Annotated in this window: 24 protein-coding genes and 1 pseudogene; 23 read left to right on the top strand and 2 right to left on the bottom strand. The window is 40.1% G+C overall.

Translation table 11 applies throughout. The features are described from left to right. Positions 1 to 72 precede the first annotated feature (72 nt). A complete protein-coding gene (gene mscL / locus H171_RS06715; protein ID WP_100304451.1) occupies positions 73 to 567 on the top strand; it encodes a large conductance mechanosensitive channel protein MscL in 495 nt (164 codons plus the stop codon). 33 nt (positions 568 to 600) lie between these two features. Here the strand turns inward: mscL and H171_RS06720 are convergent, their stop codons facing one another. After that, positions 601 to 2277 carry a S8 family peptidase gene (locus H171_RS06720; protein WP_100304452.1) on the bottom strand — a complete coding sequence of 559 codons (1677 nt, stop codon included), beginning with the start codon at positions 2275 to 2277 and terminating at the stop codon, positions 601 to 603. Positions 2278 to 2458: 181 nt separating this feature from the next. On the opposite strand from H171_RS06720, the gene H171_RS06725 reads away from it, so the two are divergent. The 6 genes from H171_RS06725 (at position 2459) to H171_RS06750 (ending at position 8360) form a co-directional block, all read left to right on the top strand. After that, complete coding sequence (locus H171_RS06725) at positions 2459 to 4132, top strand: S8 family peptidase (protein ID WP_100304453.1); 1674 nt, start codon at positions 2459 to 2461, stop codon at positions 4130 to 4132. Between the two features lie 146 nt (positions 4133 to 4278). Continuing rightward, positions 4279 to 4803: a hypothetical protein gene (locus tag H171_RS06730; RefSeq protein ID WP_157803129.1), complete on the top strand. Its 525-nt coding sequence runs from the start codon at positions 4279 to 4281 to the stop codon at positions 4801 to 4803. Between the two features lie 490 nt (positions 4804 to 5293). Next, positions 5294 to 5620, top strand: coding sequence for a hypothetical protein (locus H171_RS06735; protein WP_100304455.1), 327 nt, complete (start codon positions 5294 to 5296; stop codon positions 5618 to 5620). Positions 5621 to 6122: 502 nt separating this feature from the next. Then, entirely contained in the window at positions 6123 to 6347 is a 225-nt protein-coding gene (locus tag H171_RS06740) for a hypothetical protein (protein WP_100304456.1), read from the top strand. 195 nt (positions 6348 to 6542) lie between these two features. Next, positions 6543 to 7091 (top strand): DUF3267 domain-containing protein, encoded by a 549-nt coding sequence (locus H171_RS06745; RefSeq protein ID WP_100304457.1) that lies wholly within the window; start codon positions 6543 to 6545, stop codon positions 7089 to 7091. Between the two features lie 429 nt (positions 7092 to 7520). Further along, on the top strand, positions 7521 to 8360 hold the full coding sequence (locus tag H171_RS06750) for an undecaprenyl-diphosphate phosphatase (protein ID WP_100304458.1): 840 nt from the start codon (positions 7521 to 7523) through the stop codon (positions 8358 to 8360). 180 nt (positions 8361 to 8540) lie between these two features. Here the strand turns inward: H171_RS06750 and H171_RS06755 are convergent, their stop codons facing one another. Then, a complete protein-coding gene (locus tag H171_RS06755; RefSeq protein WP_100304459.1) occupies positions 8541 to 8831 on the bottom strand; it encodes a hypothetical protein in 291 nt (96 codons plus the stop codon). Between the two features lie 329 nt (positions 8832 to 9160). Here H171_RS06755 and H171_RS06760 point away from each other — a divergent pair, with 329 nt between their 5' ends. From H171_RS06760 to H171_RS06835, 16 genes and pseudogenes are all read left to right on the top strand, one after another. Next, positions 9161 to 9994, top strand: a complete 834-nt coding sequence (locus tag H171_RS06760) for a nucleotidyltransferase domain-containing protein (protein WP_100304460.1) — start codon at positions 9161 to 9163, stop codon at positions 9992 to 9994. Positions 9995 to 10105: 111 nt separating this feature from the next. Beyond that, a complete protein-coding gene (locus H171_RS06765; RefSeq protein WP_100304461.1) occupies positions 10106 to 10408 on the top strand; it encodes a hypothetical protein in 303 nt (100 codons plus the stop codon). A gap of 123 nt (positions 10409 to 10531) precedes the next feature. Further along, the gene (locus H171_RS06770) at positions 10532 to 10966 is read left to right on the top strand and encodes a hypothetical protein (RefSeq protein ID WP_100304462.1); all 435 of its coding nucleotides are present in this window, start codon (positions 10532 to 10534) and stop codon (positions 10964 to 10966) included. A gap of 76 nt (positions 10967 to 11042) precedes the next feature. Further along, positions 11043 to 11397 (top strand): annotated as a pseudogene (locus H171_RS24985) (RtcB family protein); the annotation flags it as partial. 153 nt (positions 11398 to 11550) lie between these two features. Next, positions 11551 to 12021: an acyl-CoA thioesterase gene (locus H171_RS06780; protein ID WP_100304463.1), complete on the top strand. Its 471-nt coding sequence runs from the start codon at positions 11551 to 11553 to the stop codon at positions 12019 to 12021. Between the two features lie 192 nt (positions 12022 to 12213). Next, positions 12214 to 12699, top strand: coding sequence for a GNAT family N-acetyltransferase (locus tag H171_RS06785; RefSeq protein WP_100304464.1), 486 nt, complete (start codon positions 12214 to 12216; stop codon positions 12697 to 12699). Positions 12700 to 12738: 39 nt separating this feature from the next. Then, positions 12739 to 12996, top strand: coding sequence for a hypothetical protein (locus H171_RS06790; RefSeq protein WP_100304465.1), 258 nt, complete (start codon positions 12739 to 12741; stop codon positions 12994 to 12996). A 744-nt stretch (positions 12997 to 13740) separates the two neighbouring features. Further along, positions 13741 to 13995 (top strand): hypothetical protein, encoded by a 255-nt coding sequence (locus tag H171_RS06795; protein ID WP_100304466.1) that lies wholly within the window; start codon positions 13741 to 13743, stop codon positions 13993 to 13995. A gap of 179 nt (positions 13996 to 14174) precedes the next feature. Beyond that, complete coding sequence (locus H171_RS06800; protein WP_100304467.1) at positions 14175 to 15851, top strand: peptide ABC transporter substrate-binding protein; 1677 nt, start codon at positions 14175 to 14177, stop codon at positions 15849 to 15851. Between the two features lie 135 nt (positions 15852 to 15986). Then, the gene (locus H171_RS06805; protein ID WP_100304468.1) at positions 15987 to 16925 is read left to right on the top strand and encodes an ABC transporter permease; all 939 of its coding nucleotides are present in this window, start codon (positions 15987 to 15989) and stop codon (positions 16923 to 16925) included. 2 nt (positions 16926 to 16927) lie between these two features. After that, positions 16928 to 17833, top strand: a complete 906-nt coding sequence (locus tag H171_RS06810; protein ID WP_100304469.1) for an ABC transporter permease — start codon at positions 16928 to 16930, stop codon at positions 17831 to 17833. 10 nt (positions 17834 to 17843) lie between these two features. Further along, on the top strand, positions 17844 to 18833 hold the full coding sequence (locus H171_RS06815; protein WP_100304470.1) for an ABC transporter ATP-binding protein: 990 nt from the start codon (positions 17844 to 17846) through the stop codon (positions 18831 to 18833). 12 nt (positions 18834 to 18845) lie between these two features. Continuing rightward, positions 18846 to 19814 (top strand): ABC transporter ATP-binding protein, encoded by a 969-nt coding sequence (locus tag H171_RS06820; RefSeq protein ID WP_100304471.1) that lies wholly within the window; start codon positions 18846 to 18848, stop codon positions 19812 to 19814. 38 nt (positions 19815 to 19852) lie between these two features. Next, positions 19853 to 20620, top strand: a complete 768-nt coding sequence (locus H171_RS06825; RefSeq protein ID WP_100304472.1) for a copper homeostasis protein CutC — start codon at positions 19853 to 19855, stop codon at positions 20618 to 20620. Further along, positions 20599 to 21360, top strand: a complete 762-nt coding sequence (locus H171_RS06830) for a DeoR/GlpR family DNA-binding transcription regulator (protein ID WP_092250318.1) — start codon at positions 20599 to 20601, stop codon at positions 21358 to 21360. Before H171_RS06825 ends, H171_RS06830 begins: the two co-directional genes overlap by 22 nt. Positions 21361 to 21421: 61 nt before the next feature. Beyond that, the gene (locus H171_RS06835) at positions 21422 to 24001 is read left to right on the top strand and encodes a transglutaminase-like domain-containing protein (protein WP_100304473.1); all 2580 of its coding nucleotides are present in this window, start codon (positions 21422 to 21424) and stop codon (positions 23999 to 24001) included. Positions 24002 to 24036: the final 35 nt, after the last annotated feature.

Raw genomic sequence — 24036 nt, forward strand, 5'->3', positions numbered from 1 at the left:
GCTTTTTCATGATATGATAATTCCAGAGTTAACCAATAGGTTTCATAAATTTGTAAGAGAGGAAGCATGTCTATGGGAAATAAAAAAGGTATTATAGCTGAGTTTAAAGAATTTGTTTTACGCGGGAATGTGGTTGACCTGGCAGTTGGCGTTATTATCGGTGCTGCTTTTCAGGCGATCGTCAATTCTCTGGTAAAGGATATTATATCTCCTTTGATCGGAGTAATTACCGGAGGAGTGGACTTCTCCAACAAATTTGTTCCTCTATATGCTGTTCCGGCAGGTGCGGATGTTTCCACGCTTTCAGCTGCACAAGCACTTGGTCCGGTATTTGCTTATGGTTCCTTTATTACGGCAGTAATCAATTTTTTAATTATGGCTTCTGTTATTTTTATGATGATAAAAGTGATTAATTCCCTGCGGGGGAAAAAGCAGCAGGCGGAACCGGCTGCTTCTACGGACAAGGAATGCCCATTTTGTTATACTCGTATCAATGTAAACGCTACCCGCTGCCCTAATTGTACAAGCAAACTTCCTGTACAGCCTGAAACAGTACAGGAAGATTAATGGAACAGAAAACCGGGACGCCAGATCAGTAAATTACATGATCGTGGAAAAGAGTTCGAATACACGGTTCAGATCCAATTGCCCAAATCCCCATATATTGTTGGGATAGCTGTAGGCAGGATTCCGTTGTGCTCCTCTTATTATAATACGGTTTACTTGTTCGCCTGTAATATAAGTAAAGTTGCCTTTGTTCTGAGTCCATTCAAAGATGACAGCAATTGCACCCGCTGTAAAGGCGGCAGAAGCGCCGGCGCCTGTTAAGGTTCCGTATTGATTTTCAGTGACTGCACAGGGAATCTGAAAACCGGGAGCTGCAATATCAGGTTTGACATAACCGCTTCTTGTGAAACCTCTTCCTGATTCATCTAATATATTAGATGTCATCTGATTATAAGCGGCAGCGGTTAAGGTACGTCTGGAATTTCCGGGAGAGGTTATGGTGATATCCGGATTGGAATTTAAAAAAAAGGTCTCGTCAGATATCAAGTCTCCGCTGGGGAGCCAGGAATTAATAGTAAAAGGTTCATTTTCTATGTTTTGGACACGGAAGTACCAGATTCCGGGAAGGGGATCCTGAAAACGCAATAATATCAGCTGGTCGCCGCTTTCCCTTTCAAATATCATATTATTCACCCATAAGATACTCTGGCTGTTCTGGAAAACATACTTATGGCAATCATTGAAAGACGGATTAATCGACGAGACCATTTCCCGGTCAGGTGCGGAAATTTCAATAGAAAGCCGTCCTGGAATGTGTGCCCAGATTTCCATGGAGAACTGCTTGTCACTTTCTGCTATATTCAACTGGAAATCATTAAAGTGCGGCGCAGATATGGTTCTGTTAAAATAGTGCCTGCCGCTGTTTCCCTGGTTTCCTGCTGATATGGAAACATCCACATCAGGACGTTGAACCAGGCTTTCAAGGTAGGTGCTTAAAACTCCCCTGCCATCGTGGCTGCCCTGGCTACTGCTTAAAGCAATACATATGACTAGAGGACGTCTTAAGCGTTGACCTACGTCAATTAAATAGCGTATTCCAAGAACGATATCTGATTCCTGAAAACATAGTTTGTCTTCCGGAACAGAAAAAATCATTTTAAGATTTGACTTGGCTTCTTTTAATTTCACAACAACCAATTCTGAATTTGGAACAACGCCGCTAAAAGAGTTCTTAGTGTCTGGAGAGCCTGCAACGATACTTGCTATGGCTGTACCGTGCCCAATTGTATCAATGGAAGGAACAACAGAAAGTGAGTTTTCATATTGCAGTGCGTCATTTATGGAAGCTTTTGTATATTCTGTACCGTAAGTAAAGCCATTGGGAGGTGGCCCATCCTGTATGGTCTGGTCCCAAATAGAAAGGATCCGTGTTGTTTTATCCCTATTCATGAAAGCTGGATGCCGGTAATCAATTCCGGTGTCTACAATGCCGATAATCACTCCTTGCCCCAATAAGGTATAATTATTAACTGGTGTGATGCTTACCATGCCGGGGGTTGGAGGTGCTACGTCAGCAGAAATGGTATAAAGAGTTGGAAAAACGTGGTAAGGATTTTGGCCGAGATCACATGGCTGCATATTATTTTTAGCTAGATGCAGCAGGGAAAACCTGTCATTCAGCAACGTAACATCATCACTGACACCAAAGGTAGGAACTAATAAATTACTTATCATCAAGTCGTAATAATTATTGTCCAGTATTTTCTCCATAATTAAATCTCCCTGATAAGATCTGGTTATAGAACATATAGTATATTTTATGCAGCATTGCTTCTGATATGAGCGCTGCCTGCCTGCAGGTGACGCCCCTAATTTTCTTATACTCATAATAAAGGTCCGGTTGCATAAAATATATCATATGTGCCAGTAGTATAGACAGGGAGGCCTGATCATGCAAAAAATATTGGATGATAATTTTTATGACTTGATCATCAGTAATATAATGATTCCCACATATGATACCGGAGATAATATAACACCTATGGATTTAAGGCATTCTTTGGCTCATATCCCTGTTGATTCAGCGAATCCCTGCGACTTGGGAGTTTACCCTTATAATGCATTTCCTTCTTTGCTGACCTTAAGCTCCACCGTCAGCCTTGAAAAATCTGGTATCGGAACGGTTCAGAGAAATCCTTATCTGGCTTTATTTGGCCGGGGAGTGCTTGTTGCGGTCATAGATACCGGAATTGATTACCAGCATCAGGCGTTTTTATATAATGACGGAACAACCCGCATTCTTTCCATATGGGACCAGACCATTCAGGATGGCGCACCGCCGGAGGGATTTACGTACGGCACCGAATACACCAGGGAGTATATCAATGTTGCACTTAAGTCGGAAAATCCCTTATCCATAGTCCCTTCTGTGGATACCAATGGTCATGGAACTGCAATCGCAAGTGTAATAGCGGGAAAACCGAGCCTGGAGCAGGCATTCAGTGGTGTTGTACCGGAATCCGACATTGTGGTCGTAAAATTAAAGCAGGCAAAGAGCAGTTTGAGAAAAATCTTTTTTGCACCTCCAGATGCCGAATGCTATCAGGAGTCGGATTTAATCATTGGGATCGGTTATGTGACTACCGTTGCTCAAAGACTGAACCGTCCCATCACCATATGCATTGCAATGGGAACAAACCAGTCAAGCCATGACGGACGGGGAGCGACCAGCTTCATTACCAATTATTTGGCGCAGCAGCCGCATATAGGAATAACGATAAGCACCGGTAATGAAGCAAACAAACGCAGACATTACTTTAACAGCACCACAACGGAACCCTACCAGAACAGCTTTGAACTAAGTGTTGGGGAAAATGATAAACTGTTTGCTATTGAGCTATGGCCGTTTGCTCCGGCAAGGCTGTCAATCGAAATAACCGCTCCGAACAGAGAAACAACGGGGCAGGTTTTTCCGGCCCTGGGAGAATGCAGAAGATTTGCCTTCGTATTTAACCCAAGCATCGTATGGGTTAATAATTATATTTTTGAAGAAGAGACCGGGGACCAGCTCATATTGATGCGTTTTCAGGATCCCCTTCCAGGAATCTGGAACATTCGGGTGCAGAACCTTGATAACGGACCATTTTCTTTTCATGCATGGCTGCCGTCAGGAGAATTGATATCAGAAAACACCTTTTTTATAAATTCCAACCCAGATACTACCATAACTTCACCGGCAAACGCAACCAATCCTCTGACAGTAACCGCTTATAATCAGTTTAATGATACCGTGCTGCCTGAATCCGGAAGAGGCTATACACGAACAGGATTTGTTAAACCAGATATCGCGGCACCGGGATTTGAGCTTACCTGTGCAGTTCCGGGAAACCAATATGGCAGCATAACAGGAAGCGGGTCTGCGGCAGCTCAGGCAGCAGGAATTGTTGCCATGGTTTTTGAATGGGCGATTCCAAGGGGAAATTATACCAATATTACAGGAAATGACGTAAACCGTCTGCTGATTCGCGGAGCACAGCGAGACAGCGGGACTACTTATCCCAATAATATCTGGGGATACGGTCAGATCGATGTCAATACGCTGTTTGAAAGGCTTACAAATATTTAAACGGACAACAGATCAGATCAATGGATATTATTGCAGTTCGTTTATATTTTATGATTGAGGTTATTGAAAACATTCGATATAATGTAAATGCTTGCTTTCAGGAAAAAGTGTTAAAAAATAATAGGATACAGGAAAGAGGAGAAGGAATGGAAGATACGAAAAGGTGTGGTTTGGAAGCGCTGGAGAAAACGACTGAAATCAGCGAATTCAAATGGTATATTTTTGATATCATAAATGAAGGGCTGGAACAGGACGGAATTGAAAAAAGTAAATTCAGTCTGGATAAGAAGAAAGCTGATGCGGTCTGTTTCACAGTAGGGGCCGGAAGTTTTTCTATATGCGGCAAAGGCGGAGAAGCAGTTAAACAGCACCACAATATATATCATGCTGTCTGTGACTTTTTTAACAGAATCTATGAGAACGAGGAAAATACAGAGAATGCTGTGACTCGTTTCCTCATAAGAACTCTTGATTTACCGGCCCTGATGAAGAAGCCAAGCCGTTCCATGCTGAGGGACCAGATCAACAAATGTCAGGAAGAGATCGATGCCCTGGAAGAGAAGATGCAAAAGGAGCCGGGAAAAAAGGAAGAAACCATGCTTTCCCTTAATAAGGTTTATTTAAAAGGATTAAAAGAGAAAATGGAAAGAAATTTTGGGGAGACGATATAAAAAAATAATCTTTGCATTTATATGAATAAAACATGTGGATCAGGCCATAATAGGATTATACCAAAGATGAGTGAATACTTATCCTCCCCTTTTTAGTGAGAGAAGTCCTGTAGACTAGTGTTTATGTGGCTTCTCTCATTTTTTTATCAGAGTTCAAATGGCAAAACTGTTGCCAAGCTGTTGCCCAAACGATTAACTTCAATAATGTCGCTGAATCAAAAAACGACGATTCAGCTCTTGTGTAACAAGAACGAAACAAGCTGATGAAGAGGGCGTAAAACATATATAAAATCAAAAATTGGAAAATAATGAATATTAATAATTTAAAAGCAATCGGAATATCTATAACCGGTTGCTTTTATTATGTTATGTTTGATTGGTAATGCTGGGAAAGCTAGAGGACTTCTTTTCTTTTTTAATAACTTAAGATTTTATCGGTAAGGTCGATTATAAATATGTAGTATTATAAAAAGAAATGTGAGGTAGTAACATGAATGAAGAAACATTAGTATTTGGTAAAGGTATTAAAATCTGGAGTATCATTTGTATCGTTTTTAGCGCTCTTGCTCTAATTGTCAATTGTACAGTCGGATTTTTTGATTTGGCTGTTATAGGTGTCGCTAGCTGCGCAGCTTATATACTGTTGTTAATTAAGAAAAGAAAGATTGCTTTTTATGCCATTATAATTTTTACAGTAATAATAATGGTACTAAATGTGGCAATACATGATGTGGGTATTATAACCTCATTAACCGGGGTCATAAATCCTATTATTACATTTGGTTTTCTATCAAAATACTGGAAACAGATGAAATAGGTTAATGCCCATAGGCGTGCGTCGCCAATCTGTTTAGCATAAGCCAGTTCATAAATGGGAGCAACTATCTAAAATGGTAGTTGCTTTTTTATTACAAATTCAAATCCTTTGGGTTGTAAGTCGGATTTACTGGAAAGATGATGCAAAGAGGGTTATGATTGGGAGAACATTGGAGATAGTGATGACAGATATTTTGTAAACTGAAGAATGTTGGTGATTACATTTACTGTACCTGTTCATCGTTTTAATAACATTTTTTGTTGAATGTATTGCAGTAGCAGAATAATACTTAAATATAATTACTGAAAACCAACTATCATTTTTGATAGTTGGTTTTATATTATCATATAAGCGGAAATTTCGTTCTACAATGGGTTGGTAAAAATTGGTAAATGCTATTTTCATATAAAATTGTATAATAATATGAATAGGCCGGTAGCCGTCAGATGCTGCTGGCTGATTTGTTGCATAAAACCAGGCATAAGAAAATGGAGGATATGATATGACTGAATTTATTGAAGAGGATTTACTTACGAATTTTCCTGATCAGCAGCTTGGTTTATATCGAAAGGTGGTAAAAGAATATGGAGATACGACTATCTATATATCTGATGAGGCATATGACATTAAGGGGAATACCTTACAAGAATATTATTCACTAAGAACCAAAGTAAACTGCAACAGATCAGACTTTTGGCAACTGTTTAACATGTTAAGAAAGTATTGATAGATTACCACTGGATTTCCGGAGGTTTTTATTACCATAATAACAAGATTTTTGGGTGTCATTGATAAATGAGCCCTTCTGTCGTATGATATGCTTACAAGAGAAGGGGGTAATTTTATGGACAGCCAGTAGGAAGTGTTGTATACTAGGGCAGTATAAGCAATGAGATCTAAGGCTTAAAAAGGAGTGACAAATATGAATCAATTGCCAGAAGGATATAAGGAAATAAGAAAAGTAGATTTGGAAAAAGATAAAATAGCATTAAATATTTTTGCATTTATAATATTTATCGTTATGGTGGTTTTAGGTGAACTTATAGCTCCAATAACCTTTACAGTTGATTTGAAATTTATTTACTTTCTAATTCTAGCTATTGTCTTATGTATCATCTATACTATTATACATGAAGCGATACACGGGTATTATATGAGGAAATTTAGTGGAAAAAAGGCTCATTATGGATTGGCTGGTTTATGTGCTTATGCAGGTAGTTATGCCTATTTCAATAAAAAACATTACATCATAATAACACTTTCACCTGTTGTGATTCTTGGTATTATTTTATTTATAATTAATGTTATTGTATCACAGAGCTATTTCTGGCTAATATATTTTGTACAGATGGCCAACTTAACGGGTGCTGTCGGGGATTTTTATATAACTTATTTAATGAGTAAGATGCCTGACGATACACTAACGCAGGATACAGGGATGTCTATGATAATGTTTTCAAAACAATCATAATCTAAATTATTTTAAACTATCAATAATCATATTGGTAGTTTTTTTATACTAAAAATCAAGTGTTTGCTAGGAGAAGTAAAATAAAATGCAAGAATAAAATATGAGCGAAGAGGAATTCGATGTTATGACAATAAAGGTATTAAATAACATGAGACATTAGTACTGGTCATTGACTTATCTGATATACAAACAGTAGCTGTCTTTATTATGATGATGAGAGAACAATGTTTTAAGTACCGATAAAACAATCATTTCCCTACTCTTATATAGTATGAATTAGTATTTAACGTATTAGTGTACATTGAAAACTTAATATTGATAGTTAGAAGTGTTTACTATATTATTAAATAGTGTAAATCGGAATTTTTAGTTATATGCGACAATGATTGGGAATAAAATAAACCAGAATTATGTAGTAAATAGGAGACTATGAAAGTGATAGAGATTATTAAAGCATTTATATTTGGGATTGTTGAAGGCATTACAGAGTGGCTACCCATAAGCAGTACAGGGCATATGATTTTAATTAATGAATTTGTAAAATTAGATGTATCTAAAAAGTTTTATAGTATGTTTGAGGTTGTCATCCAGTTAGGAGCAATTATGGCGGTAGTTGTTCTCTTTTGGAATGATATTTTCCCAATTGGACAAACAAATAATAATATTTCTGCCAAAAGTCAAGTATATATAAAAAAAGATGTATTAATTCTATGGTTTAAAATATTAGTTGCCTGTATTCCAGCAGGGGTTATAGGAATAATTTTCAATGAAAAGTTTGAAGATCTATTTTACAATTATCAAACAGTAGCATTTGCTTTAATCGTTTTTGGTGTTGCTTTTTTAGTAATCGAAAGTAATTATAAGGATAAAAGTGCAAGGATAAATTCAATGTCAGAGTTAACATTTGACATCGTCTTTACTATAGGAATTTTTCAGTTGATAGCGGCGATATTTCCAGGCACATCCCGCTCCGGTGCTACTATTGTAGGAGCTTTACTTTTAGGGGTATCAAGAAAAGTAGCAGCTGAATTTACATTCTTCTTAGCCATTCCTGTAATGTTTGGAGCTAGTTTATTAAAGATTTTGCAATTTGGGCTTTTGTTTTCTACATTTGAATTCACGATTCTTTTAGTAGGTATGGTAACAGCATTTGTTTCATCTATGCTTATTATAAAATTTTTAATGGCATACATTAAAAAGCATGACTTTAAAATATTTGGATGGTATAGAATTACTTTAGGTATAATAGTTTTAATGTATTTTATGTAAAAGCATGAAGTTTCAGTTTAATGATGTTAATCACGAACTACTAACTATCAGTATTTAGTTAGTAGTTTTTTAGTGCCAGAAATTCATGAAACTGATATTTGCCAGAAACACCGATTGAAAGCTTTCAATTTTTTTACGCAAAAAGCACTCCAAAAGTTATGGAGTGCAAAATGAGATGAGTCAATGGGTTATAAATTGAACCTTACCAACATTAAAATGCCAATTAGGTATAACGTCTTTTTTAGCCGGAATCGCTTTGTAACCTGCTTTGACCATGGCTTCCATGAAGCATTGTGAAGTGATTTGGTGCCCAATATCAGCCCCTGTTACGCGGTTGAAACGCGCTTTCAGACCATAAGCAGTCTGTTGATAGTTAATGCTTGGAATCATCTTATAGTTAAAAAAGATGTGATCGATCAAAATATCCTGATCAGGAAGAGATAAGTCGGAAAAATGATCAGCCTTTTTCATGGAACGTCTCCTTTCGTCTATACTCAGTTCTGGCGTAAGCCTACAAATAAATTATATGAAAAATATAAAAAGATATGTCAAATAATTGAAAAAACTAAGCACCAAAGGAGGAATGCAACTTATACGAACATTAAACTGATATTTATAAGAAATTTGTGGTAGAATTATGGAAGAGTTTAAGCTTGCTAACTATGAGTATAATCTTTTTGTATTTGTTAAGTGAGCTGAATTATTTTTATTTAAATGAATTATGATTTAATTAACATTAGTTAATAGTTTTAATGAATACATGGAGTTTTTATTATTTTTGAAAGAAAGGTGAACCATACATGAATGAAATGAAAACAGTATTAGATAAAGTTGTAACATCTTTGACTGCAGTTTTAGGTATCGAAGCTATTGTGCTTGGAGGCTCACGTGCAAGGGGAACACATACACCTGAATCAGATGTAGACATCGGCATCTATTACGATAATGCTACGCTTGATCTTGTATCTTTGAACAAAGCAGCACAACTTTTAGATGACAATCATAGGGAAAAGCTGGTTGTTTCTCCCGGTGAGTGGGGAAAATGGGTCAATGGAGGTGGTTGGCTTACTATTGATGGATATCATGTCGATTTTATACTACGCGATGTACAACGAGTTGAAAGTGTGATTTCGGAATGCCAGGAAGGAGGCATTTCGGCGCATTATCAAACTGGACACCCGCATGCGTATATCAATGTAATGTATATGGGTGAACTGGCAATATGCAAAGTATTGTGGGATAAACAAGGTATTATCTCTGAACTAAAGAGCGTTGCAGAACAATATCCGCCAAAATTGAAGCAAGCTATCATAGGATTTTTTGGGTTTGAATCAGAGTTTTCGTTAATGATTGCAGAAAGCAATGCCGGGAAAAATGATATTTATTATGTAACTGCTCATATAGTGCGAGCGATATCAGCACTTAATCAAGTGTTATTTGCGGTAAATGAACAATACTGTATAAATGAAAAAAAGGCAGTCGGAATGATAGACAGTTTTAACAGTCATCCACTTGGTTACAAAGATAAAGTTAATTCAATTTTCTTAGCGGCTGCAACTGATAGCACAGATGCTTGTGCACAGCTAAGGTGCTTAATTAACGAAATAAAAGGTGTTCTTTCGAATTATGAGTGAACTTAGGAAGGAAAGAATGTAAAGAAAACTGATATTATGAGATGCTGCTTTTATGATGTAGTTATTAGCAGCTAAAAACATAAATAGAGTATTATTTTAGGAGGTATAGAAATGGAGACTCGTCCTCAGACAGTCATTAAAATGACTGTAGTAAAAAAGAATAATTATTGCCCTATTTTTAAAGAAGGTGATGAAATAATAATAAAGAAGCACTGCTTTGACATAAGTTTCAATAAATTGGAAAAGTATTGTTATGCTACCCTAGCAGATATATATCCTAAATGTAACAATTTGAGAAAGCAGACGGTGGGATCAAAGGATATCTTTATCTGCCGTGACAATGGAATTATTGAGATTGAATTAGAAAGACTGGCTGATGAGCCGTACGACTTTGAAAGAATAGAAAATACATAAAACAAAGATTGGACAGATACATCTAACGTAATATGTAAGAAGTGGAGAATATGAAAATTGGATATAAACAATAAAAATAGATATACTTATTTTATACAATAAAATAAGGAGTTGTGTGAAAATATGAGAGAATCAGATACAATTAATCTGTTACGTGAGTGCGATGCGGGGATAAAAATGGGAGTTGCGTCAATTGATGAAGTTTTAGAATATGCCTATGATGATAAGCTGAAAAAATATCTGATTGACTGCAAAGATAAACATGTTAAATTAAAAGAGGAAATTCGCACCCTCTTAGATGAACTTCATTGCGACGGCAAAGAACCGAACCCAATGGCTAAAGGTATGTCATGGATAAAAACAAATGTGAAATTGATTATGAAGGAGTCAGATCATACAATTGCCGATTTGATAACTGATGGATGCAATATGGGCGTAAAATCGCTCAATAAGTATCTAAACCAGTATAAGGCGGCTGACGAAAAGCCTAAAGATATTACGAAACGGCTTATTAGCCTTGAAGAAAAGCTTTCCGAAGATATGCATCAGTTTTTATAAGAAAAAAAGAAATTGAGACATGTGTTTTAATGATACATGTCTTGATTCCTACATATTGTTAAATGCTTAGTATGGGATTGTTCCTATAAATATGAGAGATGGCAGCCTGGTATGTATTGGAAAGGGAAATGATGACTGGAATCAATCTGCCCCACATGGAGCCGGTGGATTAATGAGTAGGTCACAAGCAAAAGAGACGTTTACTGTATCAGAGTTTAAAAAGCAAATGAATGGAATTTATACGACATCAGTAAATAAAGAAACTTTAGACGAATGCCCAATGGCATATAAAAAGCATCATCAAACCGATCTACAATTTCAAAGCCGGCTTGTATAAAATAACTATTTCCTGTAGAGGTTTTAAAAACTATATTTTACAATCAACTATCAATAATTATATTGGTAGTATTTTTTGCATCAACTTAAATTAATTTAAGGTAACCCCATTAGTTTTCTTTACGTAGGCTTTTTGTCTGATGTAACATTTATCTAAATGTTGACATTATAATAACTCTGGATTTATAGTATTAAAGAGTATAGAAGGAATAAACAATTTAATTGAACAGAAGAAGAAGGGAGAACCAATGAAAGAATTAAAAACAGTAGAGGAATCCATGGTAGAGCAGGTTCACCTTTTGATGCCTAACCATATCAATGGAAGTGGTAGACTTTTTGGCGGGCAGCTTCTGGAGTGGATTGATGTCGTGGGTGCGATAACTGCTAAACGCCATGCTGAATGTAACACTACGACAGCTGCAATAGATAATCTTCAATTTAAGGCAGGGGCCTTTATAAATGACACCATTGTGTTGATAGGAAGATTAACCTATGTGGGTAATACCTCAATGGAAGTAAGGGTAGATACCTACTCGGAGGATCTTTCGGGGATACGAAAACCGATTAACCGTGCCTATCTGGTATATGTAGCAATTGATAAAGAGGGAAATCCTGTTAAAGTGCCGGGACTTAAACTTACGACACAAGGACAAAAGGCTGAATGGGACAGTGCGGTAAAGCGGAATTTACGTAAGTTAAGACGTAAGGAAGGTTTCTAAGAAAATTTCCATAAAATACAAGATGCCGAAGATCATCGCGATGAAGGTTTTCGGTAACAGGAAAAAGGATATTGACTAAGGTTAATTTTAAATAGAAAACTACAAATTGACATACGAAACTTAACATTGATATTTTTTGAGATTTGCTGTATTCTTCATATATATAAATGAGACTAGAGAGGAATTTTAAATATGAAAACAGAAATAACAGTCGCTTATAATAATATTAGTGAAATTAAAGAATTGTTTTTAGAGTATACTCATATGTTGGTTGAAAATGACCCTGATTTTGCTGAATATTTAAAAATCCAAAATTACGATTCAGAACTTGATCATTTGTCGGATAAATACGCACGTCCAGATGGTAGATTATATATAGCAAAAGTAGAAGATGAAGCAGTTGGCTGCATTGGTTTAAGAAAAATTGATGATGAGAACTGTGAAATGAAAAGACTATATGTTAAACCTGCATTCCGAGGACATAAAATTGCTAATAAGCTTGTGGAACTAATTATTAATGATGCGAAAGAAATCGGTTATAAAAGCATTCTGCTGGACACACTTCCCTTTTTAGAGGGAGCGATACGTTTGTATAAAAAACTTGGATTTTTTGAAATTGATTCGTATAATAACAGTCCGATGGATAATTTAGTATATCTGAGATTAGATTTGAATTAATAAATCATCATCAAAGAAAAACCAGAGAGGAAGGATGTTATGGAATTTTATTTTAAGTCAAAAGGTGCAAAAACCCATCTTTACCGGGAAAGTGGGTTTATCGATGAGGATTTGGGGGAGCTGACGGAAACATTTTCCGGTAAACTGAAGACTAAAAATTTACTGGGTGAAAACTTTGAGTTGGAAGATATTTCTGGCTTCTTTTCAAAAGGAAACAGGTATTCCATTAAGAGTTCGAAAGGATTAAATGGAATAATTGAGAAAAAGAGCTTCGGTGACAGGTATATTTTAAAATAACGATGTTTTTATAGATATGCTGTAGATCGGGCATTGGAGAATAATCCAGTGCCCTTTTTAATACTTTAAATGTAATAATAGAATCAGGCAATTGAAGGTGTCCGGTACCCGTCTATAAGCAGCAGTCAGGTAAAATTAAAAAAATAGAACATATGTTTGCATTTGTGGCATATCTGTGTTATAATATGCATAAGGATTAAATAAAAAAGTATTCCGTTAATACAGCAATAATCTGGACTTGCGTCGCCGATTTAAGTGAAAGCATCAAAAGAAGGCTCTCGATGCATTCATTGCAGTATAAATATTGGTTTTCTGCAAACGCTAAAAATCATAATAACCCAAAGTAATTAGTAAGAATATCTGCTGTTTTTGAAATACTTAATTGCACGATCTGCTCCAAAGAAACGGTTTTTCTTCATCTTCATGATCAAAGAACTTTTCTACTGAAGCATGCCGCTCGCTAAATTAGCGCCACATGCTGATAATCAGATATTTCTTTTAAAATAGTACCCTAAGATAAACTGGCATTTACTGATGCCAAAAAACAGAAAACATATAAATTGGAATATAGTTTTTCATTTTACCAATAGAAATAAACCGTCATACGAAAGGTCATTTATTTAAGGGAAACAGATGCCGCATTATCCAATAACAGATAGAGGTTCTTTAGAAAATCACGATGAGGTGGTTTTAATTTTTAACCATGAAACGAACACTTGTTCTAATGCGAAAGGAGAATCGCGTATGATGATCACAAAAAATAACTTAAATGAAATATTATTTGAAAACCAGGATGCAAGGCTGTTAATTGAACGGGTGGTTTCCTCTACGCAAGCGACTCTATATTATTACCATGACGATGAGATCACCGTTGAGAAGGCATTGGAGATATATAACCGTGCAATGAGGGCGGAAGAGAAAGATGCCTTCTCCTGCGTAACATTCCTGGATTTTTCCAGGGAAAAAAACAAATTGCAGTATTCTGGAAATCCTTGCTAAAATGGCATTTTGGATATAGATTAATTTTAATAAATAATTAAAACAATTCAGAATCGGATGAAATAATAAAAAATATTGACATAAATAATAAAATTATGTATAATTCAAATAATTTCATAGGCGAAATGCCGATGAATTAAGACGAAACAAGAAAAACAATATCAAAAGGAGAGGGAAAAATGAAAAAAAGAGTATTAGCTTTAGGCACTGTAGCCTGTCTTGTTATTGGAACCCTGTCAGGTTGTGGCTTTACCGGGTCAACCAGCAGCCCCACCACTGGAGGAGCTTCCCAAAGTGTGGAATCTAGTGAAGCCGCTTCTGACAAAAAGGAGGCTCCGGCAGCCGGCGATCAGGTGCTTAGCGTATATGCAAATGCTGAGATCAAAACTCTGGTACAATGGGCGGCTTCTGACAATCAGTCATCAAAGGTGAACAATAATGCATTTGAAGGTCTGCTTCGCCTGGATGAAAATCATGATGCGCAGCCTGCACTTGCGGAAAGCTATGATGTTTCCGATGATAAACTTACATACACCTTTCATTTGAGAGACGGCCTGCAATGGAGTGATGGAACTCCTTTGACAGCAAATGATTTTGTATTTGCCTGGTTAAAGCAGATGAGTGCGGAAGCCACCAATGGCTACAGCTTCATTATGACTGACTATATTGTTAACGGTGCTGAGTATAACGAAGGCAAAGCCAGTGCAGAAGATGTGGGAGTAAAGGCCCTTGATGAAAAGACCTTCCAGGTGATTTTAAAAGCACCTACCCCTTATTTCTCCCGGTTAACTGTTCTTTGCCAGTTCTTCCCGTTAAATGAAGCATACGTCACCTCAAAAGGCGACCAGTATGGTTTAAGCGCAGAGAATATGATTTACTGCGGCCCATATGTTATTACCAGCTATGATCCGGCGGTAGGGGCTACCTTGAAAAAGAATGATAAGTACTGGGATGCAGCAAATGTGAAGGTTGAAAATGCTCAGGTAAGGGTAATGAAAGATGCTTCTGCAGCCCTTAATGCTTATCTGGCCGATGAACTGAGCCAGGTGGCTCTTGATTCTGCCAACGTAGCCGCTTATCAGAATAATCCGGAATTCAGTTCTAAGAGTGAGTTCAGAACCGAGTATCTGCAGTTCTCTTTGAGCAATCCGGTTATGGCAAACAAAAATATCCGCAGAGCTGTTTCCATGGCCATTGACCGTGAGACCTTAGTGAAGGCAATTCTTGCTGATGGCTCTGCTCCAAGTGCCGGTCTGATTGCGGAAGGCATGTATGGAAACGAAAGCAAAAGCTTCCGTGATTTAAACGGAAATATTTGTCAATTTGATGCGGAACAGGCTAAGAAATACTGGGAAGAGGGCTGTAAGGAATTGGGACAGACACCAACTCTTACTTTGCTGGTAAGAGATGATTCTGTAACAAAGGCGGTTGCAACCTACATACAGAGCGAATTAAATAAGAATTTAGGCATTGATATCGTGATTGATACAAAGACGGTTCAGGCAAGAAATGAATTAATGGATAACGATAATTACATGTTTGCATCTACCGCATGGGGCGCAGATTATGATGATGCCATGACATACCTTGATTTATGGACCAACGGCACTCCATACCGTGGCTCCTATCAAAATGAACAATATAATAAACTGATTAACGACGCAAGAGTTGAAACCGATGACGCCAAGCGTCTGGATATGCTGCTGCAGGCGGAGAATCTTCTGATCGATGAGGATGTGATTGTTGCACCTTTGTACCATAGAGGTTCTGCAACCCTTACAAAATCCAATGTGAAAGGACTGGTCAATCATCCTTTCGGGCCAGATGTGGAATTTAAATACGCTTATTTTGAGTAAGATGCAGCGGACAGGGATTTGACCTGACCAACGGAATGCGGAAAATGAGAAGAGCCGTTCTTCCCTTTTTAGTACTGGAAAAGGGCGGCTCTTTTTAAAATCTCATGAGAATATGAATGCAAAGGAGGACACAGCATGATAAAATATATCTGCAAGCGACTGATATATCTGGCGCTGACATTATGGGTCATTGTAACAGCTACTTTTTTTCTGATGAAAAAGCTGCCAGGATCTCCTTTTGATGCGGAGCGCTTTAATATGATGTCTATTCAGCAGCAGCAGGCCATTTTAGAGCAGTATGGGCTGAATGAGTCCGTGCCCCGGCAATACCTAAAGTATATGGGAAATATCCTGCATGGAGATTTCGGAACATCCTTTACCTATACTGGACAGAAGGTATCTACCGTAATCGGAGGAAGGATCGGCCCCTCAGCTTTGATTGGCCTTCAGGCAGTGCTGATCGGTCTGGCTGTTGGCCTGACATTGGGAATTATCGCGGCGTGGAGACATAACAGCGGAATTGACTATTTCACTATGATTGTAGCTGTTCTTGGAGTTTCTGTACCTAATTTTGTAGCTGCGGCTCTTTTGCAGTATTATGTGGCCTTAAAATGGGGAATCCTGCCCGTTGGTTTTTGGACAGACTGGAAATGTTCGGTTCTGCCGTCCATTGCCTTATCATTTTCTGCGACTGCCATGATCGCCCGGTTTATCCGGACTGAGATGCTGGAGGTGTTGGAGCAGGATTACATTGTCACTGCCAAAGCCAAGGGTCTTAGTCCAATGAAGGTACTCATGCGCCATGCGGTAAGAAATTCGATCATCCCTGTGGTGACGATTCTGGGACCCATTGTTGTAAATCTTCTGACAGGCTCCCTTGCTGTTGAGAATATTTATACCATCCCTGGAATTGGCAGCTTATTTGTAGACAGTATAAAGGCTAATGACTATTCCACGATCATGGGAATCACGATTTTTTACAGCGCTTTCTATATTTTTGTAGTGCTGATCGTTGATATCGCTTATTCCCTCATCGATCCCAGGATTCGTCTGGCAGCCGGTAAGGAGGGGTAAGCATGGATGAATTATTTGTAAAGGCATATGTGGATGAATCGGAGAAAGAACATATTGCCCGACCCAATTTAACAGCCCTTCAGGATGGCTGGCTTCGTTTGAAAAAAAATAAGGCGGCAGTTGTTTGCCTGTTTACATTGATTGCTATCGGGCTTCTGGCAATACTGGCACCTGAGTTTTCAAGATATTCTTATAAAGAAACGAATTATGACATCATTTATCAGATTCCCTCTATGAAACATCTCTTCGGAACGGATCAGTTCGGCCGTGATCTTTGGGTCAGGACGTGGATGGGAACCCGTATTTCCCTTCTTATTGCCTTTGTGGCAGCTCTTTTGGATTTAACATTGGGAGTGACCTATGGAGCGGTTTCCGCATTGGCCGGCGGGAGAGTGGATGCCGTTATGCAGCGTATCATTGAAGTGCTGGTGGGAATCCCCCATCTGATCATCGTCATCCTTTTGATGATGGTTATGCCGGCAGGTATCTGGACGATTGTAGTAGCTCTTTCCATTACCGGCTGGGTGAATATGGCACGTTTGGTCCGCGGATCCATATTAAAGCTTAAGAATCAGGAGTTTGTGCTGGCAGCCAGAGTGCTGGGAACCAGTACTGTCGGAATCATATGGAAACATCTGATCCCCAATACGGTAGGAGTCATTGTCATCAATGCCATGTTTACCATTCCTTCTGCCATATTTACGGAGGCATTTTTAAGCTTTATCGGCATTGGCATGCAGGAACCAAAAGCATCATTGGGAGTTTTGATCAACAACGGATACCAGGTGCTTCGCAATTTCCCCCATGTATTGATTTTTCCGGCAATCGTGATCGTCCTGATTATGGTATGCTTCAGCATTCTTGGAGACGGCTTGCGGGATGCTCTGGATCCAAGGATGAGAAAGTAGGTGAGACGTCATGAGCAGATTATTGGAAGTTAATCAGTTGCAGGTACATATAAAGACACAGCATGGAGTAGTCCAGGCGGTGCGGGGGATAAGCTTTTATCTTGATAAGCAGGAGACTTTAGCAATCGTGGGAGAGTCCGGCTCCGGCAAAACCATTTCCGTGAAAAGCATTATGGGCCTGCTTCCGAAGAATGGTAAGATCGTGGGAGGCAGTATTCTCCTGGAAGGTAAAGATCTTTCTAAATACAGCGAGCGGCAGATGCAGACGGTACGGGGATCGGATATTTCCATGATATTTCAGGATCCCATGACCTCTTTAAACCCTACTATGACTATAGGAAAGCAGATTGTGGAGGTATTAAAAGAGCATCGGAAGGATATGACTAAAGTTCAGATGAAGAACCGGGCTCTTGAGCTGATTTCTCTGGTTGGAATTTCTAACCCAGAGACAAGGTTTGACCAGTACCCTCACCAGCTTTCCGGTGGTATGAGGCAACGAGTTGTGATCGCAGTGGCATTGTCCTGTGATCCAAAGATATTGATCGCAGATGAACCCACTACGGCTTTGGACGTAACCATACAGGCACAGATTCTGGATTTGATGAAGGATTTGCAGAAGAAAATTAAAACCTCTATTATTATTATTACCCATAATCTGGGAGTTGTGGCGAATATTGCGGACCGGGTTGCCGTTATGTACGGAGGCCAGCTGGTGGAAAGCGCTGATGTGCGTGAGCTGTTTTACCAGACGGAACATCCTTATACGAAGGGACTTTTGGCTTCCATACCAAAGGCTTCCCATAAAGGAGGCGAGCTGACGGCCATTCATGGGACTCCGCCGGATCTGATGGATCCGCCAAAAGGCTGCCCATTTGCAGCAAGATGCACAAAAACCATGGAGGTCTGCAGACAGTATCCTCCCCAGGATATGCTTTGCGGCGAGAGCCACCATGCGCGCTGCTGGCTTCTTGATGAGCGGGCAAAGGCTTTCAGGGAATAGGAGGAAATCATAATGTCGGCAGAAAAGAAACCATTATTAGAAGTAAAGCATTTGAAAAAATATTTCCAGGTGGGGAAAAATCAGATATTGAAAGCAGTGGATGATGTCAGTCTGGATATATATAAGGGAGAAACCCTTGGTCTGGTGGGAGAAAGCGGCTGCGGGAAATCAACCTTTGGCCGGACTGTAATCCAGCTTTATGAGCCAACGGATGGCCGGGTCGTATATGACGGACAGGAAATTAACGGCAGCTTGGCGGCGGCGGAGCGCCATAGCTTTACAAGAAAGATGCAGATGATTTTTCAAGATCCTTACGCGTGTCTTAATCCGCGTATGAAGGTCATAGATATTGTTGCAGAAGGAATTGATGCTCATGGAATCTTGAGCGGAGAGGAACGGAGAATAAAGGTACTTGAGCTTCTGGAAACGGTAGGGCTTTCCGAAGAACATGCAAACCGCTTTCCTCACGAATTCTCCGGCGGACAGCGTCAGCGGGTGGGGATTGCCCGGGCATTGGCTGTGGATCCGGAGTTTGTGATCTGTGATGAACCCATTTCCGCACTGGATGTTTCCATTCAGGCACAGGTGATCAACTTATTGAAAGAGCTGCAGGAGAAGAGGGGGCTTACCTATCTGTTCATCGCTCATGATCTTTCTATGGTTAAGCACATCAGTGACCGGATCGGCGTTATGTACCTGGGGGCCATGGTGGAACTGACAGACAGTGAGAGCCTGTTTGAGACTCCGCTCCATCCCTATACCCAGGCATTGCTTTCCGCAATTCCTATCCCTGATCCTGATGTGGAAAAGAGCCGCAGCCGGATCATGCTGGAGGGAAGCCTGCCAAATCCTGTTAATTTGAAGGAAGGCTGCCGGTTTGCTTCCCGCTGCCCTTATGCTGAGCAGCTGTGCCGGGAAAAGACACCGGAAATGAAAGAAGTCAGGCCAGGGCATTTTGCAGCCTGCCATAAGGCAATGTAGGATGCCGGCAACAAAATATAGATGGTTAGGAGAAAATAATGAAAGACTATATCTTGGAGGTCTGTGTGGATTCTGTGGAATCCGCTAAAGCAGCGGTACAGGGAGGAGCCGACAGGCTGGAGCTCTGTGCAAATCTGGTGATTGGGGGAACTACCCCTGGCGTTAGTCAGTTTAATCAGATCCGCAAAGCCTGTGATGTTCCAATCAACGTTCTGATACGGCCCCGGTATGGAGATTTTCTGTATACAGATCATGAATTTCAGATGATCTCAGAGGATGCGCAGATGTATCGGAATCTTGGTGCGGATGGGATTGTCGTGGGATTTTTAAAACCGGATGGGGATCTTGACATGGAACGGCTGAAAGTGCTCAGAGAAAAGGCGGGAACGGGAAACATGACCCTGCACAGAGCCTTTGATGTATGCCGGGATCCTTACAGGAGCCTGAAAGAGGCCATAGAGGCAGGGGTGGATACCATACTGACCTCCGGACAGCAGAACACCTGCATGGAAGGAAAAATACTTTTAGGGGAGCTGATGGAGCAGGCGGCTGGCCAGATCGACATTTTGGTAGGCAGCGGAGTCAATGTAGATGCCATTGCCTGCCTGATGGATGAGATAAATGCACGTTGTTTTCATATGTCTGGAAAGACAATCGTGGACAGCGGTATGATCTACCGGAAGGAAAATGTAAATATGGGAATACCGGGAATCGGGGAGTATGATATTTTCCGCACAGAAGAGGAACAGATTCGCCGGGCAAAAAGGCTGATGGAGGAGAAAGCATGTTTACGGAAGAACGTTTAGACAGGATTTTACAACTCCTTCACGATCAGGGTATGGTGAAAGTAAAGGATTTAAGCGCCCTTTTTCAAGTGACAGAAGACTGTATACGCAAGGACTTAAAAAACCTGGAGAATGCCGGAAAGTTGAAACGTACCTATGGCGGAGCCTTATTATCCCAGGATTATCCTCTGAAACGGGATGTGATTGACCGGAGAGATACAAATATTGAAAAAAAGAACTTAATTGCTCAGAAGGCTTTTGAACTGATCAGAAGCAATGAAACCATATTTCTGGATATTTCCACCACGAATATCATGGTAGCGGAACGGCTTGCCAAATCCCACAAACGGTTGACCGTGGTGACGAACATGATCGATATTATGCAGACACTGGCAGTAAATCCGGATATCACCTCCATTGGAACCGGAGGAATCATGTACCGCACGGTAAACGGCTTTATGGGAGCAGCTGCCATTGAGATCATCAAACAGTACAGCTTTGACAGGGCCTTCATCGGGACCTGCGGCCTGGACCTTACGGATAATTCCATTACCACCTTAGGAGTGGAGGACGGTCTGACAAAAAAGGCGGCCATTGCCAGCAGCAGGCACAAATATCTAGTAATGGAAAAGGATAAGTTCTACTTCAATGATTCCTATAAATTTGCTCATTTTGATGACATAGACGGAATTATCACGGACTCCATGCCTGATGAGGCCACAGCCAGAAAGCTATACTCTGCAGGAGTTACCATTCAGTAACTTTGACCGGACTGCCCGGGTCAGAAAATAATTAATTGATTTCGCAAAGGAGAATATAGTCATGTTTTCAGAACATTTGCAGAGATATGCCCAGGAAAAATATGAACTTAGACTTCCCTTTCTTGGAGGTCTTAAGGAAGAAATCGAAAGGGCAATGGAGCGGTGTACTCCCATAGAACAGGTACTCATGAAATTTTTATATGGGACAATGCCCTTACGGGATGCCGGGGAGTATGATTTTGACCTGTTTCTTGGATTTGTCAGGCATTCCATCATGGTTTATGAACAAATGGAATGGTGTCAGGAAATTCCGGAAGATATGTTTCTCCATCATATTTTATATTACAGGATCAATACGGAGAATATCGAAGACTGCCGTAGGTTTTTCTATGACAAATTGATCGACCGGATCAAAGGGCTTTCCGTAAGGGAGGCGGTGCTGGAAATCAATTACTGGTGTGCGGAGAATGGAACCTATGAGGCTTCAGACAACAGAACCATATCTCCTGTGACTGTGTATAAATCCGGGAAGGGAAGATGCGGGGAAGAATCTACGTTTGCTGTAACGGCTTTCCGGAGTGTGGGAATTCCTGCCAGACAGGTGTATACCCCCAGATGGGCTCATTGTGACGACAATCATGCATGGGTTGAAGTGTTTGTGGATGGAAAGTGGCATTTCCTGGGAGCCTGTGAGCCGGAAGAAGTGCTGGATAAGGGGTGGTTTACCAATGCTTCCTCCAGGGCATTGCTGGTACACACCAGAACCTTTTCCGATTATTCCGTTGATTCGGTGACAGAATGTCTGGGCAAGGAAGATTTAATGGTTTATTATAATGGTACTGCAACCTATGCCCTGACCAAATCTTATGAGATCCAGGTGCTTGATGAGGATAATAACCCGGCTGAGAGTGTCCAGGTTTCTTTTGAGATTCTTAATATGGCCGAATACTGCAGCGTGGTAAACTTATATACAGACAGGAATGGAAAGGTTTCCCTTACCGTTGGTCTTGGAGATGTCCATGTCCGTGCAATGAAAAAAGGGTTATGCTGCGAGGCGTGGATCTCTCCAGAGGATGAAGATGGAACGGTTCTGGTATTAAAGAAGGAAGAGGAGAAATCCGGATTAAATGCCTGGGTGGATGTGGACGTGAGAGCTCCAAAGGATTATCCCGTAAATCCGGTGAAGCTTACAAAAGAACAGAAGGAAAGAAACAGAGAACGGATCCAAGAGGCTAATCAGATGCGGGAAGGCAGGATCGCAGGGTACTTTATGGCGGAAGAGGCTTCCTCATACCCTGATGAAACAGAGATCCTCCGGTTGTCTGCCGGTAACTTTGACGAGATTTACAAATTTCTTTCCAAGGATCAAAATCCAGACCGTAAGGCCATGCTTAACAGCCTGACTGTAAAAGATTATAAGGATGCAAGGGCAGAGATTCTGGAGAGCCATCTTACAGGGGCCACCCCATATCGTAAGAAGTGGGTGGAGAAGGGACAACTGGATATTTATGTAAAATACATTCTTTGTCCAAGAGTTTTGCTGGAAGAAATGACCGATTACAGGGGATTTGTTGAGGAATATTTTAATGAGGACGAAAAGGAAGAATTCCGTAAAAATCCTGAAATTATTTGGGAATATGTGAAGCAGCATATCGGTTTTGAATCAAAGCTGGACTACAAGACAATTTGCTCCACACCGGCAGGAAGCCTTAAGCTTTTACAGAGCAATCCCCTTAGCCAGAAGATATTATTTGTTTCTATCTGCAGGACATTTGGCATTCCGGCCCGGATTAACCCGGTAAATCTGGAAGCTGAAGTTTATGAGACAGGAAGATTCGTATCAATAACTGGAGCAGATGAAATCGTAAGAGACAGGACCGAAGAGTCAGGAAAACTGGTGCTCTATGGAGAAACAGATAATCTGTGGACCTATTACCAGACATGGACCATTGGAAGGCTAAAAGAGGGGCAGTTTGTATCTCTGGATTATACCGGCTTAAAATTTTCCGGCGGCGTTTTAAAAATGGACTTAGAGCCCGGCATTTACCGTCTGATCACCTCTGTCCGTCTTCCCAGCGGGAACCAGAACGCCAGCGAGTATGTCTTTGAATTGAAAAAGGATGAAGAAAAGTCTGTGACCATGCGCCTGCGGGCCGGAAGCCTGGATGACATGCTGGTTGATAACATGCTGGATGATTTTGAAGTGACCGTAAAAGGGGATAATGAGAAAGAAAAGACGGTTCCGGCATCAGTGCTTATGAAAGGAAAGAGCAATATTCTTGCTATCCTGTCTGAGGGTCAGGAACCAACCGAGCACGTTCTTAATGAAATGTTTGAACAAAAGGAAGCTTTGGAATCCCTTGATGCCCAGATCATTTTCCTTCTGCAAAGTGAAACGTCATTACAGAACCGGACCATCAGTAAAGTCCTGGAAGCAATTCCTCAAATAAAGGTGAGTTACATAAGCTTCGATGATACGGTTGAACCACTGGCCAGAAGAATGTATGTGGATCCGGAGAAGCTGCCTCTTTTAATTGTTACGGACCCTGGCCTTAAGGCGGTCTACGGATGCAGCGGCTACAATGTTGGAAGCGTGAATTTAATAATGAAGCTTTTGGGGTTAAGCAGGAAAAGGCTTTAAAAGAACATAAGTGTATAGGAAGAGACGCAGAGAAT

It is taken from the genome of [Clostridium] celerecrescens 18A (assembly GCF_002797975.1).
Classification (GTDB): domain Bacteria; phylum Bacillota; class Clostridia; order Lachnospirales; family Lachnospiraceae; genus Lacrimispora; species Lacrimispora celerecrescens.